Source organism: Mycobacterium attenuatum (assembly GCF_900566085.1).
GTDB lineage: Bacteria > Actinomycetota > Actinomycetes > Mycobacteriales > Mycobacteriaceae > Mycobacterium > Mycobacterium attenuatum.
The window spans coordinates 1-16955 of the sequence record NZ_UPHT01000177.1; the positions used below are offsets into that span (position 1 = coordinate 1).

Consider the following 16955-nt stretch of genomic DNA (forward strand, 5'->3'; position numbering starts at 1 on the left):
CCCCACCGATTTCCACCCCGCCCGCGCGCCCGGCGGCGCCGGCGCCGCAGCCACCACCGGGTGCACCGCCGTCGACGATGCCGCCACCGCCACCGATACACCCGCGCACACCACCCGAACCGGCATCGAAACCACCCCAACCGGCGCCCTCCGATGTCCCGGTCCAGCCGGCTTTTGCGGCACCGCCTGCCGTCATAGCGGCAGCCGCTTCCCGGAGCGGACCGGCCGACCACGGCTGGCGACGGCTGGTTCGGGCGGTGTCCTTCGGTTTGATCAATCCCGGTCCGTCCACCGCACAGCGCGAGGCGGCTCAATTGGAGGCCGCCATCCGGACCGCCCTGCGCGGTAGCCACAAGGTCGGCGTGCTCGGCAAGGGCGGCGTCGGCAAGACCTCGGTCGCGGCCAGCATCGGATCCATCTTCGCCGAACTGCGCCAGCAGGACCGCGTGGTGGCGATCGACGCCGACACCGCCTTCGGCCGGCTGAGCAGCAGGATTGATCCGAGCGCCAGCGGCTCGTTCTGGGACCTGACCGCAGCCAGGGACCTGCAGTCTTTCGCCGATGTCGTCGCTCGCCTGGGCCGTAACACCGTGGGGCTGCACGTGCTACCCGGCGAACCGGCGGCTGGCGCGCGCAGGGTGCTCGACCCTGCGATCTACCGTGAGGCGGTGCTGCGGCTAGACCGGCATTTCGCGATCTCGGTCATCGACTGCGGCTCCACGATGGACGCTCCGCTAACCCAAGAGGTGCTGCGCGACCTCGATGCGCTGATCGTGGTGTCCTCGCCGTGGGCGGATGGGGCTTCCGCTGCGGCCAAGACAATGGAATGGCTGTCGGACCGCAGGCTGACGGATCTGTTGCGGCGCAGCATCGTCGTGCTCAACGACTCCGACGGGCACTCCGACAAACGCACCCGTTCGGTGCTTGCCCGCGAATTCGTCGACCATGGGCAGCGGGTGGTCGAGGTACCGTTCGATCCGCATCTGCGGCCCGGCGGCGTCATTGAGGTGCGCCACGAGCTGGCACCGGCAACGCGGCTGAAACTTCTGCAGATCGCGGCGATCATCGTGGAGTATTTCGCATCGCGACCCGACGAGCGGCGATCCCGGTGTCCCGACGCGACGACGCCGGCTCACTGACCCACCCGCGGGCTTAGCCGGACTCGGCCGCCCGCTTCAGGCCGTTGCTCTCCATATCGACATACGAGCGAACCCGCGACCCCGCGATGAGGTCGGCCAGCCACGCCAAGGGTCCGGCCATGCTCAATTCGAGCGTGGTTCGCACCCCGTCCCCGTCTTCGTCGATGCGATGCACCGCCTCGATCGAAAGCCCGGGTTGGCCTGCCACCCAGGTGAACCTGCGCATCGGCTCTAGACTGGTGACCGTCCATACCATCGGTCGACCCTTCGGCTGGGCCACCCTGGATCGGCTGCCCACGGTCAACGGACCCTCTTCCAGGCGCTTGATCTGGCGCATGGACTTCGTCCAGGCCGGCCAGCCCTCGACGTCGACAAGTAATCCCCACACTCGTGCAGCGGGTGCGTGCACGACTTCCTCACGTACGTATCGCATGCGCCACCTGCCTTTCTATCCTTTCGATCGGCATCATCGCACCAACAGGTCGGGTGGCTCGTGGTGGCCGGGCTACGCGCGCGAACGGGCATCGCGCAATACAAGACGGCGCGAGAAATCTTTCGATTTCTCACGCCGTCTTGGTGTGGCACCTGAACACCCACCGCACCGCAGACCCCTCGAAGCAGCGGCTCGGGTGGTGGCAGCGTTATGCCGATTGCGCGACCACCCGCTCGCGCACCGGATAACCGTTGCGCTGAGCCAGCGACCGCAGTTGGCCCAGCGCGAACGCCCGCGCCCGGCCTGACTCAGGGATGACCACGCCGGCCCAAAGGCCTTCCGCGCCCGGGGATTCGACGGCGTCGCGGGCACACGCCCAGCGTCGCGGGCAGGCACGGCACAGCGCTTTGGCCTCACTGTCGGGTGTCGTTGTCCAGCGGTCGGGGTCCTGCGTGCAGACACCCATGGGGACCTCGTGCAGAGCCGTTGCGGTCATATCGTTGCGCTCCTCTAAAGCGTTGCAGGTCGGTAACCTCTGGGCAGTAGCGTATAGCACTAACCGTTGCAGTGCAACAGTTGGTCGCGATGACGCTGTTCGGGGCGCGCTACGGCTACTTCGGTGGTCCGCTGCGACTTCCGCCAATCCGCCCCGACAACTGCGGTTATCCCAGCGCATCGGGCATCGACAACGGCGCTCCAATGGCCGATGCGGGCGAACCTATTGCACAGAATGCGCTGTCCTGCGATACTTCTCGGCAGCAAAACTGTAGCGTTAGCCCCGGTTGTGCTGCAGCAGTGGCCAGTACGGATCCTTCACGATCAGCGCCCGAAAGACGTAGCGAAAGTGTAGCGTTATTAGGGCGCAACGGTTAGGATGGCGGTCAGCGGAAGCTGCGTCCTGCTGCCGCACCAGTACGCCAGCCAGAACCAGCCCCCCACAGTCAGGAAGCGACGCAGATGCCCCACGCCGAATCAACTGTCGGGCCGGCCCTGATGGTCGCCCACAGCGGCGCATCGTCGCACGCCAGTGCCCCCGGTCGTGACCGCCTCGAACCTCGAGCGGTCAGCCGCGAACTGCGGGCCAGCGATCCCGAGGTCTGGCAGACGGGTCTGCACGCGGCATCTGAAGATGCACCGTTGCGGGTCGTCGGCAACACCCCGAGCGGTATGTTCGTCGATGGACGACGCAAGGGATCTGTGACCGTCAGCGACAAGACCATCGTCCGGTTCGGCGATCCAACTGGAGGCAAGGCGTTGACGTTCGAAGTCGTCAGGCCGTCGAATTCGCCTGAAGAGCAGCGTCGTGAACAACGGCCGTCAGACCAGTCGGATGGCCATACCGGTGAAGCAGACCCCGGAGTGGTCCGGGCCGGCGCGGCCGCCGCGGCGCGCCGGCGTGAACTCGACATCAGCCAGCGCAGCCTGGCGGCGGACGGGATCATCAACGCCGGCGCATTGATCGCCTTCGAGAAGGGGCGCAGCTGGCCTCGGGAAAGAACCCGGGCAAAACTCGAGGAAGTGCTGCAATGGCCGCCCGGGACCATCGCCCGGATCCGGCAGGGCGAGTCCGTCGGGTATCAGGCGCCATCGCCTACTGCCCAGGCGGACGACGAGGCGCAGCCTACCGAAGGCCCGGCGTCGTTGATCGCGCAGGCCGTGGCGGCCGCTGTCGACACCTGCAGCCTGGCCATCGCCGCATTGCCGCCGCCCGAGGACCCGGAGTTCACCGAGCGGGCTGCGCCGATACTCGCCGATTTGCGCCAACTCGAGGGCATCGCCGTGCAGGCGACCCGGATCAGTCGTATTACCCCCGAACTGATCAAGGCGCTGGGTGCGGTGCGTCGGTACCATGACAAATTGATGACGCTGGGGGCAACCGCCCCGGGTGCCACGTTGGCGCAGCGTTTATATGCCGCGCGCCGGCGGGCCAACCTTTCCACTTCCGAAACTGCACAGGCAGCCGGAGTGGCCGAAGAAATGATTGTCCGCGCCGAAGCCGAGGAAGCTTTGCCAGCCGAAGCCGCCGAGGCGATCGAAGCGCTTATCCATCAGATCAATTGAGCCGACTCCGGGGGCGCAACGCAATGGAGAACTCGGGTTCAATCGTCCGGGGAACGGCGCCGTTGCCCGCCCGGCCGGCCATGCGGTTGCACCGTGCGTTGCGCGCGAAATCGCCGGGCTCACCAAAAAATTCGTGCATCTACCGTCGCCACAGCGCTGCTAAGCTCAACGTGCGGTGTAAAGGTGCACAAAAGTCAGTGCACAGGATCAGCGAGTGTGAGGAAAGACGTAAATGAAGGGCAGCGACCTTTGCAAGAACACCAGTAACTTCATTTGGGGCCAGTTGCTCTTGCTCGGCGAGGGCATCCCTGACCCGGGTGACATCTTCAACTCGGGTTCGACGCTGTTCAAGCAAATCAGCGACAAGATGGGGCTCGCTATTCCGGGCGCCAACTGGATCGGCCAAGCCGCCGATGCATATTTGAACCAGAACATTGCCCAGCAACTTCGGGCAAAGGTGATGGGCGACATCGACAATTTGACCGGCAACCTGATTTCAAACCAGGCCAAATACGTCAAGAACACGCGCGACGTCCTGAACGCGATGAAGAAGATGATCGACGGCGTCTACAAGGTCTGCAGGGGCTTGGAAAAGGTTCCGCTGCTGGGCTGGCTGTGGTCATGGGAGCTCGCGTTGCCGATGTCCGGCATCGCCATGGCGACCGTCGGCGGCGCACTGCTTTACCTGTTCATCATGACGACGATGAATGCGGCCAACCTGCTGGGCCTGGTCGGCCGGCTTGGCGAGATGTTGCTGACCCTGCCGAAGTTCCCGGGTCTGCCCATCCCCAGCCTCCCCGACATCATCGACGGCCTGTGGCCGCCGAAACTGCCCGACATCCCCATCCCTGGCATTCCCAGCATCCCGGGCCTGCCGGACTTCAAATGGCCTCCCGTCCCGGGCATACCGGACTTCAACCTGCCGATTCCGGGTCTGCCTGAATTCGAGTGGCCGAAAATCCCGGGCCTGCCCGACTTCGGCTTGCCCAACCTGCCGGGCCTGCCCAACCTGCCGGGCCTGCCCGACCTGCCTGGTTTGCCCAACCTGCCCGGCCTGCCCGACTTCGGCCTGCCCGGCTTGCCCGGCCTGCCCGGCCTACCGGGCTTCCCTGGCCTACCGGGCTTCCCCGGCCTGCCGATCCCCGGGTTCCCGAGCCTGCCGGGGTTGCCCAGCATCCCGAACTTGTTCCCCGGTTTGCCGGGCCTGGGCGACTTGATCCCGGGAATCGGCAACCTTGGCAAGTTGCCGACCTGGACCGAGCTGGCCGCCCTGCCCGACTTCTTAGGTGGCTTCGCCGGCCTGCCCAGCCTGAGCTTCAGCGACCTGCTGAGCTTCTCCCAATTGCCCAGCGTCGGTTCGCTCACGTCGACCATGGGTCAGTTGCAGCAGTTGGTGGCGGCCGGCGGCGGGCCGGGCCAACTGGGCAGCATGGCGGGCCAGCAGGCACAGATGATCTCCTCGCAGGCCCAGCAGGGTGGTCAGCAGCAACAGGCCACCCTTGTCAGCGAGAAGAGAGAGGACGACGAGGAAGGCGCGGCCGGTGGAGCCGGTGCCCAGCGCGCGCCGATCGACGCCGGAGCCGCCGGCGGCCAGCAGCGGCAGGGTCCGCCGCCCAGACCCGCGCCGAGTGGGCTGGTTTGATGCGCCTGCGATATCAAAGCCAAGCGCACCAAAGCCATAGCGAGTAAAACTAGGAACGTAGAGGAAAGGTCCACCCCATGACTGGAATACTCGGCGTCGTACCGTCATTCTTGAAGGTACTGGCCGGTATGCAGAACGAGATCGTCGGCCAACTCAAATCGGCCACCACAGTGGTCAACGGAATCAGCCAGCGTGTCTCGATCACCCACGGTTCGTACACGTCGAAGTTCAACGACACCCTGACGCAGTTCGAGGCCAAGCGCACTGAAACCGGCAGCGGCCTTCAGGGGGTCACCAACGGTCTGGCCACCAATCTGATCGCGGCCGCCGGCGCCTACCTCAATTCCGACCAGGGTCTGGCCGGCGTAATCGACAAGATCTTCGGTTGATATGACCGGTCCGCTCGCTACCGGTCGCGCGGGCCTCGTCGACGACGTCGTCGGCGTCGAGGTGACCATCGACGGCATGTTGGTGCTCGCGGACCGGTTGCACCTGGTCGATTTTCCTGTCGCGCTGGGCATCCGGCCCAACATTCCGCAAGACGACCTGCGTGAGGTCGTCTGGGACCAGGTGCGGCGTGACCTGACCGCGCAAGGCGTGCTGGACCACAACGGCTACCCGCATCCGACGGTCGCGTCGATGGTGGACACCCTGAGCCGGCCAGACCGAACCCTCGAGGCTCGCTGGTGGCGCCGTGATGCCGGCGGCGTCATGGTGCGATTTGTGGTGTGCCGCAAGGACGATCGTCACGTCATCGCGGTGCGCAATGGCGACATGCTGGTGCTGCAACTGGTGGCCCCGCAGGTCGGTCTGGCGGGCATGGTGACGGCCGTGCTGGGTACCGCGGAGCCCGCCAACGTGGAACCGCTGACGGGTATCGCAAGCGAATTGGCCGAATGCACCACCGCGGCTCAGCTGACCCGCTACGGCCTGGCGCCCACCGCGGCCCGTATCTATACCGAGATCGTGGGCAATCCGGACAGCTGGGTGGAAATCGTCGCCAGCCAACGCCATCCCGGCGGCACGACGACGCACACCAAAGCAGCCGCCGGTGTGCTGGACTCGGCGCACGGCAGGCTGGTGTCCCTTCCCCGCATCGTCAGCGGTGAACTGTACGGCAGCTTCCTCCCGGGCACGCAGCAGAACCTGCAGCTCGCACTGGACGCCCTGGTGGAACTGCTTCCCGCGGGCTCCTGGTTAGATCACGCCTCGGATCACACCCAAGCCTCCGCCCGAGGCTGACTGCTCAATCTCCGTTACGAGTCAGAAAGGGAGCCACAGTGGACCTGCCCGGGAACGACTACGTCAGCGACGATTTCGACGCCCTGGATTTCACCGCCGGCACCGTCGAGGAATCCTCACTTGACGCGCTTGATGAGTACGCGCCATCCGAACCCGCCGACACCGACGCCGAAGACGGCCTAGACGCCCTGCACGGCCTGACCGAGAAGGAAGAAGAGCCGGAGTTCGAGTTGTTCACGGTGACCAACCCGGCAGGCAGCGTGTCGGTCACGGCGATGATGGGCGGCATCATCCAGCAGATCGCGGTGACGGACAAAGCGTCGAGCATGACCGAATCAGGGCTTGCCGAAGAGATCTTCGTCATCGCCGACCTGGCCCGGCAAAAGGCCCGGGCAGCCCAGCACACCTTCATGATGGAGAGCATGAGTGAATTGGCGGGCGACGGCGAGGAGGCCAATGCGCTGCTTCGCGAGTTCGTCGGGATGACGCTGAATTTGCCAACGCCCGAAGAAGCGGCCGAGGCCGAAGCCGAGGTGTTCGCCACCCGTTACGAGGTCGATTACACCTCTCGGTACAACGAACGGTGATACATGACTGATCGCCTGGCCGGTCTGTTCGAAAGTGCCGTCGGCATGCTGCCGTTGTCGGAGGCACGGTCCCTGGACTTGTTCACCGAAATCACCAATGACGACGAGTCAGCGTGCGATGCGTGGGTCGGCCGGATCAGATGCGGTGATCTCGACCGGGTGACGCTGTTCCGTGCCTGGTATTCGCGCCGGAACTTCGGCCGATTGGCGGGCTCGGCGCAGATCTCGATGAGCACCCTGGGCGCCCGAGTCCCCATCGGCGGCTTGTACGGAGACATCACGTATCCCGTCACCTCGCCCCTGGCCATCACCATGGGTTTCGCGGCATCCGAAGCGGCCCAAGGCAACTACGCCGATGCCATGGAAGCCATCGAAGCCAGCGCGGTCACCGGGTCCGAGCATCTGGTTTCGTGGCTCAAGGCAGTGATCTATGGCGCCGCCGAGCGCTGGACCGATGTGATCGACGAAGTCAAGAGCGGCTCGAAATGGCCGGACAAGTTCTTGGCGGGGGCCGCGGGTGTAGCGCATGGCGTGGCAGCGGCACACCTGGGCTTGTTCACCGAAGCCGAACGCCGCCTCACCGAAGCCAACGACTCACCGGCCGGTGAAGCCTGCGCCCGCGCCATCGCCTGGTACCTGGCACTGGCGCGCCGCTCGCAGGGCAACGAGGACGCGGCCGTGGCGCTACTGGAGTGGCTGCAAACCACTCATCCGGATCCGAAAGTGTCTGTGGCGCTGAAGGATCCGTCGTATCGTTTGAAGACGACCACGGCCGAGCAGATCGCCTCGCGCTCGGACCCGTGGGACCCGGGCAGCGTCGTGACCGACAACTCCGGTCGTGAGAGGTTGCTGGCCGAAGCCCAGGCCGAGCTGGACCGCCAAATCGGACTCACCCGGGTCAAGGCCCAGATCGAACGGTACCGCGCCGCGACCATGATGGCCCGGGTTCGCGCCGCCAAGGGGATGAAGGTCGCCCAGCCCAGCAAGCACATGATCTTCACCGGGCCGCCCGGTACCGGCAAGACCACGATCGCGCGGGTGGTGGCCAACATTCTGGCCGGGCTGGGTGTCATCGCCGAGCCGAAGCTGGTCGAGACGTCCCGCAAGGACTTCGTCGCCGAGTACGAGGGTCAGTCGGCGGTCAAGACGGCCAAGACGATCGATCAAGCCCTGGGCGGCGTGCTATTCATCGACGAGGCCTACGCGCTTGTGCAGGAACGGGATGGGCGGACCGACCCATTCGGGCAGGAGGCGATGGACACCCTGCTGGCCCGCATGGAAAACGACCGCGACCGGCTGGTGGTGATCATCGCCGGCTACAGCAACGATATCGATCGGTTGCTGGAAACAAACGAGGGCTTGCGGTCTCGCTTCGCCACCCGCATCGAATTCGATACCTACACCCCCGAGGAGCTTCTGGAGATCGCGAAAGTCATTGCCACCGCCAATGACTCGACGCTCAGCGCCGAAGCCGCCGATGAATTCCTGTGTGCCGCCAAGATGCTGCATGAGCGGACCTTGCGCGGCCGCCCGGCCCTCGATATCGCCGGGAACGGCCGCTACGCACGGCAATTGGTGGAAGCCGCCGAGCAATATCGGGACATGCGCCTGGCGCAGGGCATCGACATCGAATCTCTGGACGTGGACCGGCTACAAGAGATCAACGGCGCAGACATGGCCGAGGCGATCGCCTCTGTGCATGCGCACCTCAACATGAGAGAGTGAACCATGGGGCTTCGGCTCACCACCAAGGTTCAGGTCAGCGGCTGGCGCTTCCTGCTTCGCCGCCTTGAGCACGCCATCGTGCGTCGCGACACCCGCATGTTCGACGATCCGCTGCAGTTCTACAGCCGTTCGGTGGGGCTGGGCATCGTCATCGCTGTGTTGATCCTGCTCGGGGCCGGGCTGCTGGCCTTCTTCAAACCGCAGGGAAAGCTCGGCGCCAGCAGCCTTCTCACCGACCGGGCAACCAACCAGTTGTACGTGATCGTGTCGGGACAGCTGCATCCCGTCTACAACCTGACCTCGGCGCGACTGGTGCTGGGCAACCCGGCCAACCCCGCCACCGTCAAGTCCTCCGAACTGAGCAAGCTGCCGTTGGGACAGACCATCGGGATTCCCGGTGCCCCGTACGCCACCCCGGTTTCGGGGGACACCACCTCGACGTGGACGTTGTGCGACACCGTCGTTCGGGCCGGCACCGCCTCGGCCGCGGTGCAGACGTCGATCCTGATGATGCCGCTGACCATCGATTCGTCGATCAACCCGATCGAGGCCAACGAGGCAACGCTGGCCGCCTACCAGGGTCAAACCTGGATCGTCACCGCCAAGGGGCGCCACTCGATCGACCTCAGCGACCGCGCCCTCACTTCAGCCATGGGGATACCCGTCACCGCCCAACCGGTCCCGATGTCGGAGGGCATGTTCAATGCGCTGCCCGCGATGGGCGCCTGGCAGCTGCCGCCCATACCGGGCGCGGGGACACCGAATACCCTTGGGCTGCCTGACGATCTGGTGATCGGCTCGGTGTTTCAGATCCACACCGATAAAGGGCCGCAGTACTACGTGGTGCTGCCCGACGGCATTGCAGCGGTGAACGGGACGACGGCGGCGGCACTGCGCGCGACCCAGTCGCACGGACTGGTGGCACCGCCCGCCGTCGTGCCCAGCCTGGTTGTGCGCATTCCCGAACGCGTTTACGATTCACCGCTACCCGCCGAGCAACTCAAGATCATGTCCCGGCCCGACGAGCCCACCCTGTGCTGGATGTGGGAACGCAGGGCCGGGGATCAGGCGCCGAAGACCACGGTCCTGTCCGGACGGCATCTGCCGATCCCGCCGTCGTCAATGAACAGTGGTATCAAGCAAATCCAGGGCGCCGCAATGGTGTACATCGACGGCGGCAAGTTCGTCCAGTTGCAATCCCCGGATCCCCGCTACGGCGAATCGATGTACTACATCGACCCCGAAGGGGTGCGCTACGGCGTCCCGAACGCCGACTCCGCCAAGGCGCTGGGTCTGGGTTCACCGAAAACCGCGCCCTGGGAGGTGGTTCGGCTCCTGGTGGACGGGCCGGTGCTGTCCAAAGACGCTGCCTTGTTAGAGCACGAAACGCTTCCCGCCGATCCCAATCCACGCAAAGTTCCCGCCGGAACACCCGGAGCCCCCTGATGACGACGAAGAAATTCACCCCTACCATCACTCGCGGCCCGCGGCTCACCCCGGGCGAGATCAGTCTCACCCCGCCCGAGGACCTCGGCATCGACATCCCGCCGTCGGGCGTTCAGAAGGTGCTGCCCTACGTGATGGGTGGTGCCATGCTCGGCATGATCGCGATCATGTTCGCCGGCGGTAGGCAGTTGTCGCCGTACATGCTGATGATGCCGCTGATGATGATCGTGATGATGGTCGGCACGCTGGCCGGGGGTTCCGGCGGTGGCGGCAAGAAGGTGCCCGAGATCAACGCCGACCGTAAGGAATATTTGCGCTATCTTGCCGGGCTCCGCGGCCGGGTGACGTCGTCGGCTACCTCACAGGTGGCGTTCTTCGGTTACCACGCACCGCATCCCGAAGATCTGCTGTCGCTGGTCGGCACCCAGCGGCAGTGGTCGCGGCCGGCCAACAGCGACTTCTACGCGGCCACGCGCATCGGCATCGGCGACCAGCCCGCGGTGGATCGCCTGCTCAAGCCGGCCGTGGGCGGGGAATTGGCCGCAACCTCCGCGGCTCCGCAGCCGTATCTCGAGCCGGTCAGCCACATGTGGGTGGTCAAGTTCCTGCGCACCCACGGATTGATCCACGACTGCCCGAAACTGCTGCAGTTGCGCACCTTTCCCACCATCGCGGTCGGCGGCGCGCGCCCGGGTGCCGACCGGCTGCTGACGGCGATGATCTGCCATCTTGCGGTGTTCCATCCGCCGGACCTATTGCAGATCCGAGTCCTTACCGAGGAGCCGGAGGATCCCGATTGGTCGTGGCTCAAATGGTTGCCGCACGTTCAGCACCAGACCGACACCGATGCCGCCGGGCCGGTCCGGATGATCTACACGCGCCCGGACGGCCTGGCCGACCTGGCCGCGCGCGGGCCGCATGCCCCCGACACGCTTCCCACCGGCCCCTACGTCGTGGTCGTGGACCTCACCGGCGGCAAGGCCGGCTTCCCGCCGGACGGCCGGGCCGGTGTCACGGTTCTCACCCTGGGCAATCACCGCGGGTCGGCGTACCGCATCCGGGTCGCCGAGGACGGGACCGCTGACGACCGGCTGCCGGGCCAGCAGTTCCGCCTGGTGACCTCCGTCGCCGACAGCATGTCGCCACAGGAAGCGGCCCGTCTTGCCCGCAAACTGGCGGGCTGGTCCATCACGGGCACCATCCTGGACAAGACGTCGCGCGTCCAGAAGAAGGTCGCAACCGAGTGGCATCAACTCGTGGGCGCCAAGACCGTCGAGGAGATCACCCCGGCCCGCTGGCGGATGTACACCGACACCGACCGTGACCGGCTCAAGATCCCGTTCGGTCACGAGCTCAAGACCGGCAATGTCATGTACCTAGACATCAAGGAGGGCGCCGAATTCGGCGGCGGGCCGCACGGCATGCTGATCGGCACCACCGGCTCCGGGAAATCCGAGTTTCTGCGCACCCTGATCCTGTCGTTGGTGGCGATGACCCACCCGGATCAGGTCAACCTGCTGCTCACCGACTTCAAGGGCGGTTCGACCTTCCTGGGAATGGAGAAGCTTCCGCACACCGCCGCCGTCATCACCAACATGGCCGAGGAGGCCGAACTCGTCAGCCGGATGGGCGAGGTGCTGACCGGCGAACTCGACCGCCGGCAGTCGATTCTGCGTCAGGCCGGGATTAAGGTCGGCGCCTCCGGCGCCCTTTCCGGAGTTGCCGAGTACGAGAAGTACCGCGAACGCGGGGCCGACCTTCCGCCGCTGCCAACGCTTTTCGTGGTCGTGGACGAGTTCGCCGAGTTGCTGCAAAGTCATCCCGACTTCATCGGCCTGTTCGACCGGATCTGCCGCGTGGGCCGGTCGCTGCGGGTGCATCTGCTGCTGGCCACCCAGTCGCTGCAGACCGGCGGGGTTCGCATCGACAAGCTGGAGCCCAACCTGACCTACCGAATCGCGTTGCGCACCACCAGCTCTCACGAGTCCAAGGCGGTGATCGGAACTCCGGAAGCGGTCTATATCACCAATAAAGAGAGCGGTGTGGGGTTCCTGCGGGTGGGCATGGAAGACCCCGTCAAGTTCAGCACGTTCTACATCAGTGGGCCGTACGTTCCGCCGACGGGTATGGACGCCAATGGTGACGGCAGCAAGCCGGGCTCCCATATTCCCAAGCAAGCGCTGCGAATCCGACCGTTCACCGCCGCCCCGGTGCTCGAGGAGGCCCTGACGTCATGACCAACACCGAGACACGTACGTTGCGCGAGGTCATCCTCGACCAACTCAGCACCGCCGAGTCGCGGGCGTACAAGATGTGGCTGCCGCCGCTGATCGATCCCACGCCACTCAACGAGCTCATCGCCCGCGACCGGCGCCAACCGCTGCGCTTCGCACTGGGCATCATGGATGAACCGCGCCGCCACCTCCAGGACGTCTGGGGCGTCGACGTTTCCGGCGCGGGCGGCAACATCGGAATCGGGGGCGCACCCCAGACCGGGAAGTCCACCCTGCTGCAGACGCTGGTGATGTCGGCAGCTGCCACCCACTCGCCGCGCAATGTCCAGTTCTATTGCATCGACCTCGGCGGCGGCGGTCTGATCTATCTGGAAAACCTGCCGCATGTCGGCGGGGTGGCCAGCCGCTCCGAGCCCGACAAGGTCAACCGGGTGGTCGCGGAGATGCAATCGGTGCTGCGGCAACGAGAAACCACCTTCAAGGAACACCGGGTGGGCTCTATCGCCATGTACCGGCAGTTGCGTGACGATCCTAACCAGCCCGTCGCGTCCGACCCCTATGGTGACGTGTTTCTGATCATCGACGGGTGGCCGGCCTTTGTCAGTGAGTTTCCCGACCTGGAAATGCAGGTCCAGGACCTGGCCGCGCAGGGCCTGTCGTTCGGCGTGCACGTCATCATCTCGACGCCCCGGTGGACGGAGCTGAAATCACGCGTCCGCGACTACCTGGGCACCAAGATCGAGTTCCGGCTCGGCGACGTCAACGAAACCCAGATCGACCGGATCGCCCGCGAGATCCCGGCGAATCGTCCGGGCCGGGCGGTGTCGATGGAAAAACACCACTTGATGATCGGGGCGCCCAGGTTGGATGGCGTGCACAACACCGAGAACCTGGTCGAGGCGATCACGGCCGGGGTGGCGCAGATCGCGGCCCAGCACACCGACCAGGCACCGCCGGTCCGGGTCCTGCCCGAGCGGATTCACCTGTACGAGCTCGATCCGAACCCGCCCGGGCCGGAGTCCGATTACCGCACTCGTTGGGAGATCCCGATCGGATTGCGCGAGACGGACCTGTCGGTGGCGCACGCCCACATGCACTCGAACCCGCACCTATTGATCTTCGGTGCGGCCAAGTCGGGCAAGACGACCATTGCCCACGCTATTGCGCAAGCGATCTGTGCCCGCAACAGCCCCGATCAAGTGCGGTTTATGCTCGCGGACTACCGCTCGGGCTTGCTCGACGCGGTTCCCGATAGCCATCTGCTGTCCGCCGGCGCGATCAACCGCAACAGCGCCAGCCTGGACGAGGCGGTCAAGGCCCTGGCCGTCAACTTGAAGAAGCGGCTGCCGCCCACCGACCTGACGACGGCGCAATTGCGCTCGCGTTCGTGGTGGAGCGGATTCGATGTGGTACTTCTGGTCGATGATTGGCACATGATTGTGGGTGCCGCCGGCGGCATGCCCCCAATGGCGCCGCTGGCCCCGTTATTGCCGGCAGCGACAGATATCGGCCTGCACATCATTGTGACCTGCCAGATGAGCCAGGCATACAAGGCAACCATGGACAAGTTCGTGGGCGCCGCATTCGGGTCGGGCGCCCCCACAATGTTCCTTTCGGGCGAGAAGCAGGAATTCCCCTCGAGCGAGTTCAAGGTCAAGCGCAGGCCTCCTGGCCAGGCATTTTTGGTGTCCCCGGAAGGCAAAGAGGTCATCCAGGCGCCCTACATCGAGCCGCCAGAAGAAGTGTTCGCAGCACCCCCGACCCCCGGTTAAGATTATTTCAATCGCGGCGAGGAGGTCCCGAGACCGCGGTAATCGGAGCCCAGCGCGGGGCTCTCGTCGGGGTTTGTTTCCGGCTATAACTAAACGGTTTAACGGCTAGACGACAAATATCAGGAGAAGCGGTCGGCAAATGGAAGAAATGTCGCACGACGCCGCCGCTGCCGACATTGGCGGGCAAGTGAGCGAAAACGCACTCAGCGGTGTGGCAGCCGGTGCGACGGCGGTGACGTCGGTGACGGGGCTGGTGCCCGCGGGAGCCGATGAGGTCTCGGCTCAGGCGGCTGCGGCATTCGCGTCCGCGGGCGTCAAGATGCTGGCTTCCAACACCTCGGCCCAGGCCGAACTGCAACGTGCCGGAGAAGCGGTCCAAAACATCGCCCGGGCTTATACGCAAGTCGACGACGGCGCCGCCGGCGTCATCGTCTAACAAGTCAACCAACCACCAGAGCAACCAGAAGGAGTGATCGCCATGTGGTGGCACGCAATGCCGCCGGAGCTGAACACCGCCCGGCTGATGGCCGGCGCGGGGCCGGCTCCGATGTTGGCCGCAGCCACGGGCTGGGCGGCCTTTGCGGCCGCGCTGGATGCTCAGGCCGTCGAATTGACCGCTCGGTTGAACTCGCTGGGTGAAGCGTGGACCGGCGGCGGCAGCGACAAGGCCATCGCGGCTGCCCTGCCGATGGTCACCTGGCTGCAGACCGCCTCGACGCAGGCGAAGACGCGGGGCTTGCAGGCCACGGCGCAGGCGGCCGCATACACGCAGGCGATGGCGACGACGCCGTCACTGATCGAGATTGCGGCTAACCACATCACCACCGCAATTCTGACGGCCACCAACTTCTTCGGCATCAACACCGTGCCCATCGCCTTCAACGAGATGGACTACTTCATCCGCATGTGGACCCAGGCCGCCCTGGCGATGGACGTCTATCAAGCTGAGACCCTGGCCAACACGCTCTTCGAAAAGCTCGAGCCGATGACGGCGATCCTCGATCCGGGCATGAGCGGCCAGGGCATGGCATCGGCACCGATGTTCGACATGGCATCGCAGGTCACCGGCATACCGGCCAGCCAGCTGCAGGCGACGGCCGGGCAGCTCGCCGAGGCGAGCGGGCCCATGCAGCAGCTGGCCCAGCCGATGCAGCAGGTGACGTCGCTGTTCAGCCAGACCGGCGGCATGGGCGCCAGCAGCGCGGCCGACGACGAGGCCATGCAGATGGGCCTGGTCGGCACCAGTCCGCTGTCCAACCACCCGCTGGCCGGTGGATCCGGCGCCGGCATGGGTGCTGGTTTGTTGCGCGGGGAGGCCCTGCCCGGCGCGGGTGGGACGCTGGCCCGCACACCGCTCATCAGCGAGCTGCTCGACAAGCCCGTCGGCCCGTCGGTGCAACCGGCCGCTGCCGCTGGATCGTCGGCTACCAGCGGTGCCGCGCCGGTGGGTGCGGGTGCGGGTGCCATGGGACAGGGCGCACAAGCCGGTGGTTCGTCGCGACCGGGGCTGGCTGCACCCGCCACTCTCACCCAGGAGCGCAGCGACGCCGACGAAGACGATTGGGACGACGAGGACGACTGGTGATCGTCCACGGCCACAACAGGCTTCCCGGCCACCCGGGCCGGAAGACTTGCCAACATTTTGGCGAGGAACAGAAAGAGAGAAAGTAGTCCAGCATGGCAGAGATGAAGACCGATGCCGCTACCCTCGCGCAGGAGGCAGGTAACTTCGAGCGGATCTCCGGCGACCTGAAGACCCAGATCGACCAGGTCGAGTCAACCGCTGCTTCGCTGCAGGCCCAATGGCGTGGCGCGGCGGGCACGGCAGCCCAGGCCGCGGTGGTGCGCTTCCAAGAAGCGGCAAACAAGCAAAAGGCCGAGCTCGAGGAAATTTCGACGAATATCCGTCAGGCCGGCGTCCAATACTCGAAGGCCGACGAGGAGCAGCAGCAAGCGCTGTCCTCACAAATGGGCTTCTGACCCCCCAATTACCTCAAAGAAACGGAGCAATAGGACATGACAGAGCAGCAGTGGAATTTCGCGGGCATCGAGGCCGCATCCAGCGCAATTCAGGGGAATGTCACCAGCATTCATTCCCTTCTCGACGAAGGCAAGCAATCCCTGACCAAGCTGGCTGCGGCCTGGGGCGGTAGCGGTTCGGAGGCCTACCAGGGAGTCCAGCAGAAGTGGGACGCCACTGCTCAGGAGCTGAACAATGCGCTGCAGAACCTGGCGCGGACGATCAGCGAGGCCGGTCAGGCCATGGCCTCGACCGAGGGCAACGTGACGGGGATGTTCGCGTAGGTCACCCCTCAATTCGCGTACAATACCGAAGCACGAGATCGGGCGAGTTCAACCCTTTGGGGATCTCGCCCCTTCTCGTGCTTTGTCCTGTTATTGGCGAACTTCTGAGAGGTTCTCATGCCGGCCGACTATGACAAACTCTTTCGGCCCGCTGAGGGTTCGGAGCCTCCGGATGAAGATGATACGGAAACGTACTTCGATGTGGCTTCGCCATATCCACCGCCGGCCAAACCTAATGGCGAGAGTGCCGCGACACCGATCGACTGGTCGCAGCAATTTTCTGCGGCCGCACCTCCGGCATCGGTGGAAGCTCCGCCGCCGAAACCGCCACCGCCTCCCATGCCCATCGGGGGGCCGCCCCCACCAGCCC

Annotated in this window: 17 protein-coding genes; 15 read left to right on the forward strand and 2 right to left on the reverse strand. The window is 65.4% G+C overall.

All coding sequences use genetic code 11. From position 1 onward, the window contains the following. Window positions 1-8: 8 nt before the first annotated feature. The gene (locus EET13_RS28400; RefSeq protein ID WP_425294280.1) at window positions 9-1139 is read left to right on the forward strand and encodes a MinD/ParA family ATP-binding protein; all 1131 of its coding nucleotides are present in this window, start codon (window positions 9-11) and stop codon (window positions 1137-1139) included. Between the two features lie 13 nt (window positions 1140-1152). Here the strand turns inward: EET13_RS28400 and EET13_RS28405 are convergent, their stop codons facing one another. Both EET13_RS28405 and EET13_RS28415 read right to left on the reverse strand, forming a co-directional pair. Then, window positions 1153-1572 carry an SRPBCC family protein gene (locus EET13_RS28405; protein WP_122445377.1) on the reverse strand — a complete coding sequence of 140 codons (420 nt, stop codon included), beginning with the start codon at window positions 1570-1572 and terminating at the stop codon, window positions 1153-1155. Window positions 1573-1780: 208 nt separating this feature from the next. Next, entirely contained in the window at window positions 1781-2068 is a 288-nt protein-coding gene (locus EET13_RS28415; RefSeq protein ID WP_122445378.1) for a WhiB family transcriptional regulator, read from the reverse strand. A gap of 461 nt (window positions 2069-2529) precedes the next feature. Between EET13_RS28415 and espM the strand changes: the two genes are divergently transcribed. The 14 genes from espM to EET13_RS33045 form a co-directional block, all read left to right on the forward strand. Further along, complete coding sequence (gene espM, locus EET13_RS28420) at window positions 2530-3633, forward strand: ESX-1 type VII secretion system transcriptional regulator EspM (RefSeq protein ID WP_122445379.1); 1104 nt, start codon at window positions 2530-2532, stop codon at window positions 3631-3633. 232 nt (window positions 3634-3865) lie between these two features. Continuing rightward, window positions 3866-5275, forward strand: a complete 1410-nt coding sequence (locus tag EET13_RS28425) for an EspA/EspE family type VII secretion system effector (RefSeq protein WP_122445380.1) — start codon at window positions 3866-3868, stop codon at window positions 5273-5275. Window positions 5276-5352: 77 nt separating this feature from the next. Next, on the forward strand, window positions 5353-5664 hold the full coding sequence (locus tag EET13_RS28430) for an ESX-1 secretion-associated protein (RefSeq protein WP_122445381.1): 312 nt from the start codon (window positions 5353-5355) through the stop codon (window positions 5662-5664). Between the two features lies 1 nt (window position 5665). Beyond that, on the forward strand, window positions 5666-6517 hold the full coding sequence (locus EET13_RS28435; protein ID WP_122445382.1) for an ESX secretion-associated protein EspG: 852 nt from the start codon (window positions 5666-5668) through the stop codon (window positions 6515-6517). Window positions 6518-6555: 38 nt separating this feature from the next. Continuing rightward, a complete protein-coding gene (locus EET13_RS28440) occupies window positions 6556-7104 on the forward strand; it encodes a DUF2694 domain-containing protein (protein ID WP_122445383.1) in 549 nt (182 codons plus the stop codon). Between the two features lie 3 nt (window positions 7105-7107). Further along, window positions 7108-8829, forward strand: coding sequence for a type VII secretion AAA-ATPase EccA (eccA, locus tag EET13_RS28445; protein ID WP_122445384.1), 1722 nt, complete (start codon window positions 7108-7110; stop codon window positions 8827-8829). Window positions 8830-8832: 3 nt separating this feature from the next. Beyond that, entirely contained in the window at window positions 8833-10275 is a 1443-nt protein-coding gene (eccB, locus tag EET13_RS28450) for a type VII secretion protein EccB (RefSeq protein ID WP_122445385.1), read from the forward strand. Beyond that, complete coding sequence (eccCa, locus tag EET13_RS28455; RefSeq protein ID WP_122445386.1) at window positions 10275-12512, forward strand: type VII secretion protein EccCa; 2238 nt, start codon at window positions 10275-10277, stop codon at window positions 12510-12512. The genes eccB and eccCa overlap by 1 nt, the downstream gene beginning before the upstream one ends. Beyond that, on the forward strand, window positions 12509-14281 hold the full coding sequence (gene eccCb / locus EET13_RS28460) for a type VII secretion protein EccCb (RefSeq protein ID WP_122445387.1): 1773 nt from the start codon (window positions 12509-12511) through the stop codon (window positions 14279-14281). Before eccCa ends, eccCb begins: the two co-directional genes overlap by 4 nt. Before the next feature lie 139 nt (window positions 14282-14420). Next, window positions 14421-14717 (forward strand): PE domain-containing protein, encoded by a 297-nt coding sequence (locus EET13_RS28465; protein WP_122445388.1) that lies wholly within the window; start codon window positions 14421-14423, stop codon window positions 14715-14717. A 42-nt stretch (window positions 14718-14759) separates the two neighbouring features. Then, window positions 14760-15866, forward strand: coding sequence for a PPE family protein (locus EET13_RS28470; RefSeq protein ID WP_122445389.1), 1107 nt, complete (start codon window positions 14760-14762; stop codon window positions 15864-15866). 92 nt (window positions 15867-15958) lie between these two features. After that, window positions 15959-16261, forward strand: coding sequence for a type VII secretion system ESX-1 WXG100 family target CFP-10 (gene esxB, locus EET13_RS28475; RefSeq protein ID WP_023368929.1), 303 nt, complete (start codon window positions 15959-15961; stop codon window positions 16259-16261). 36 nt (window positions 16262-16297) lie between these two features. Further along, window positions 16298-16585, forward strand: a complete 288-nt coding sequence (gene esxA, locus EET13_RS28480) for a type VII secretion system ESX-1 WXG100 family target ESAT-6 (RefSeq protein ID WP_122445390.1) — start codon at window positions 16298-16300, stop codon at window positions 16583-16585. 117 nt (window positions 16586-16702) lie between these two features. Then, a partial coding sequence (locus EET13_RS33045; RefSeq protein WP_425293739.1) for an ESX-1 associated ATP-binding protein EpsI N-terminal domain-containing protein occupies window positions 16703-16955 on the forward strand: 253 nt, incomplete at its 3' end.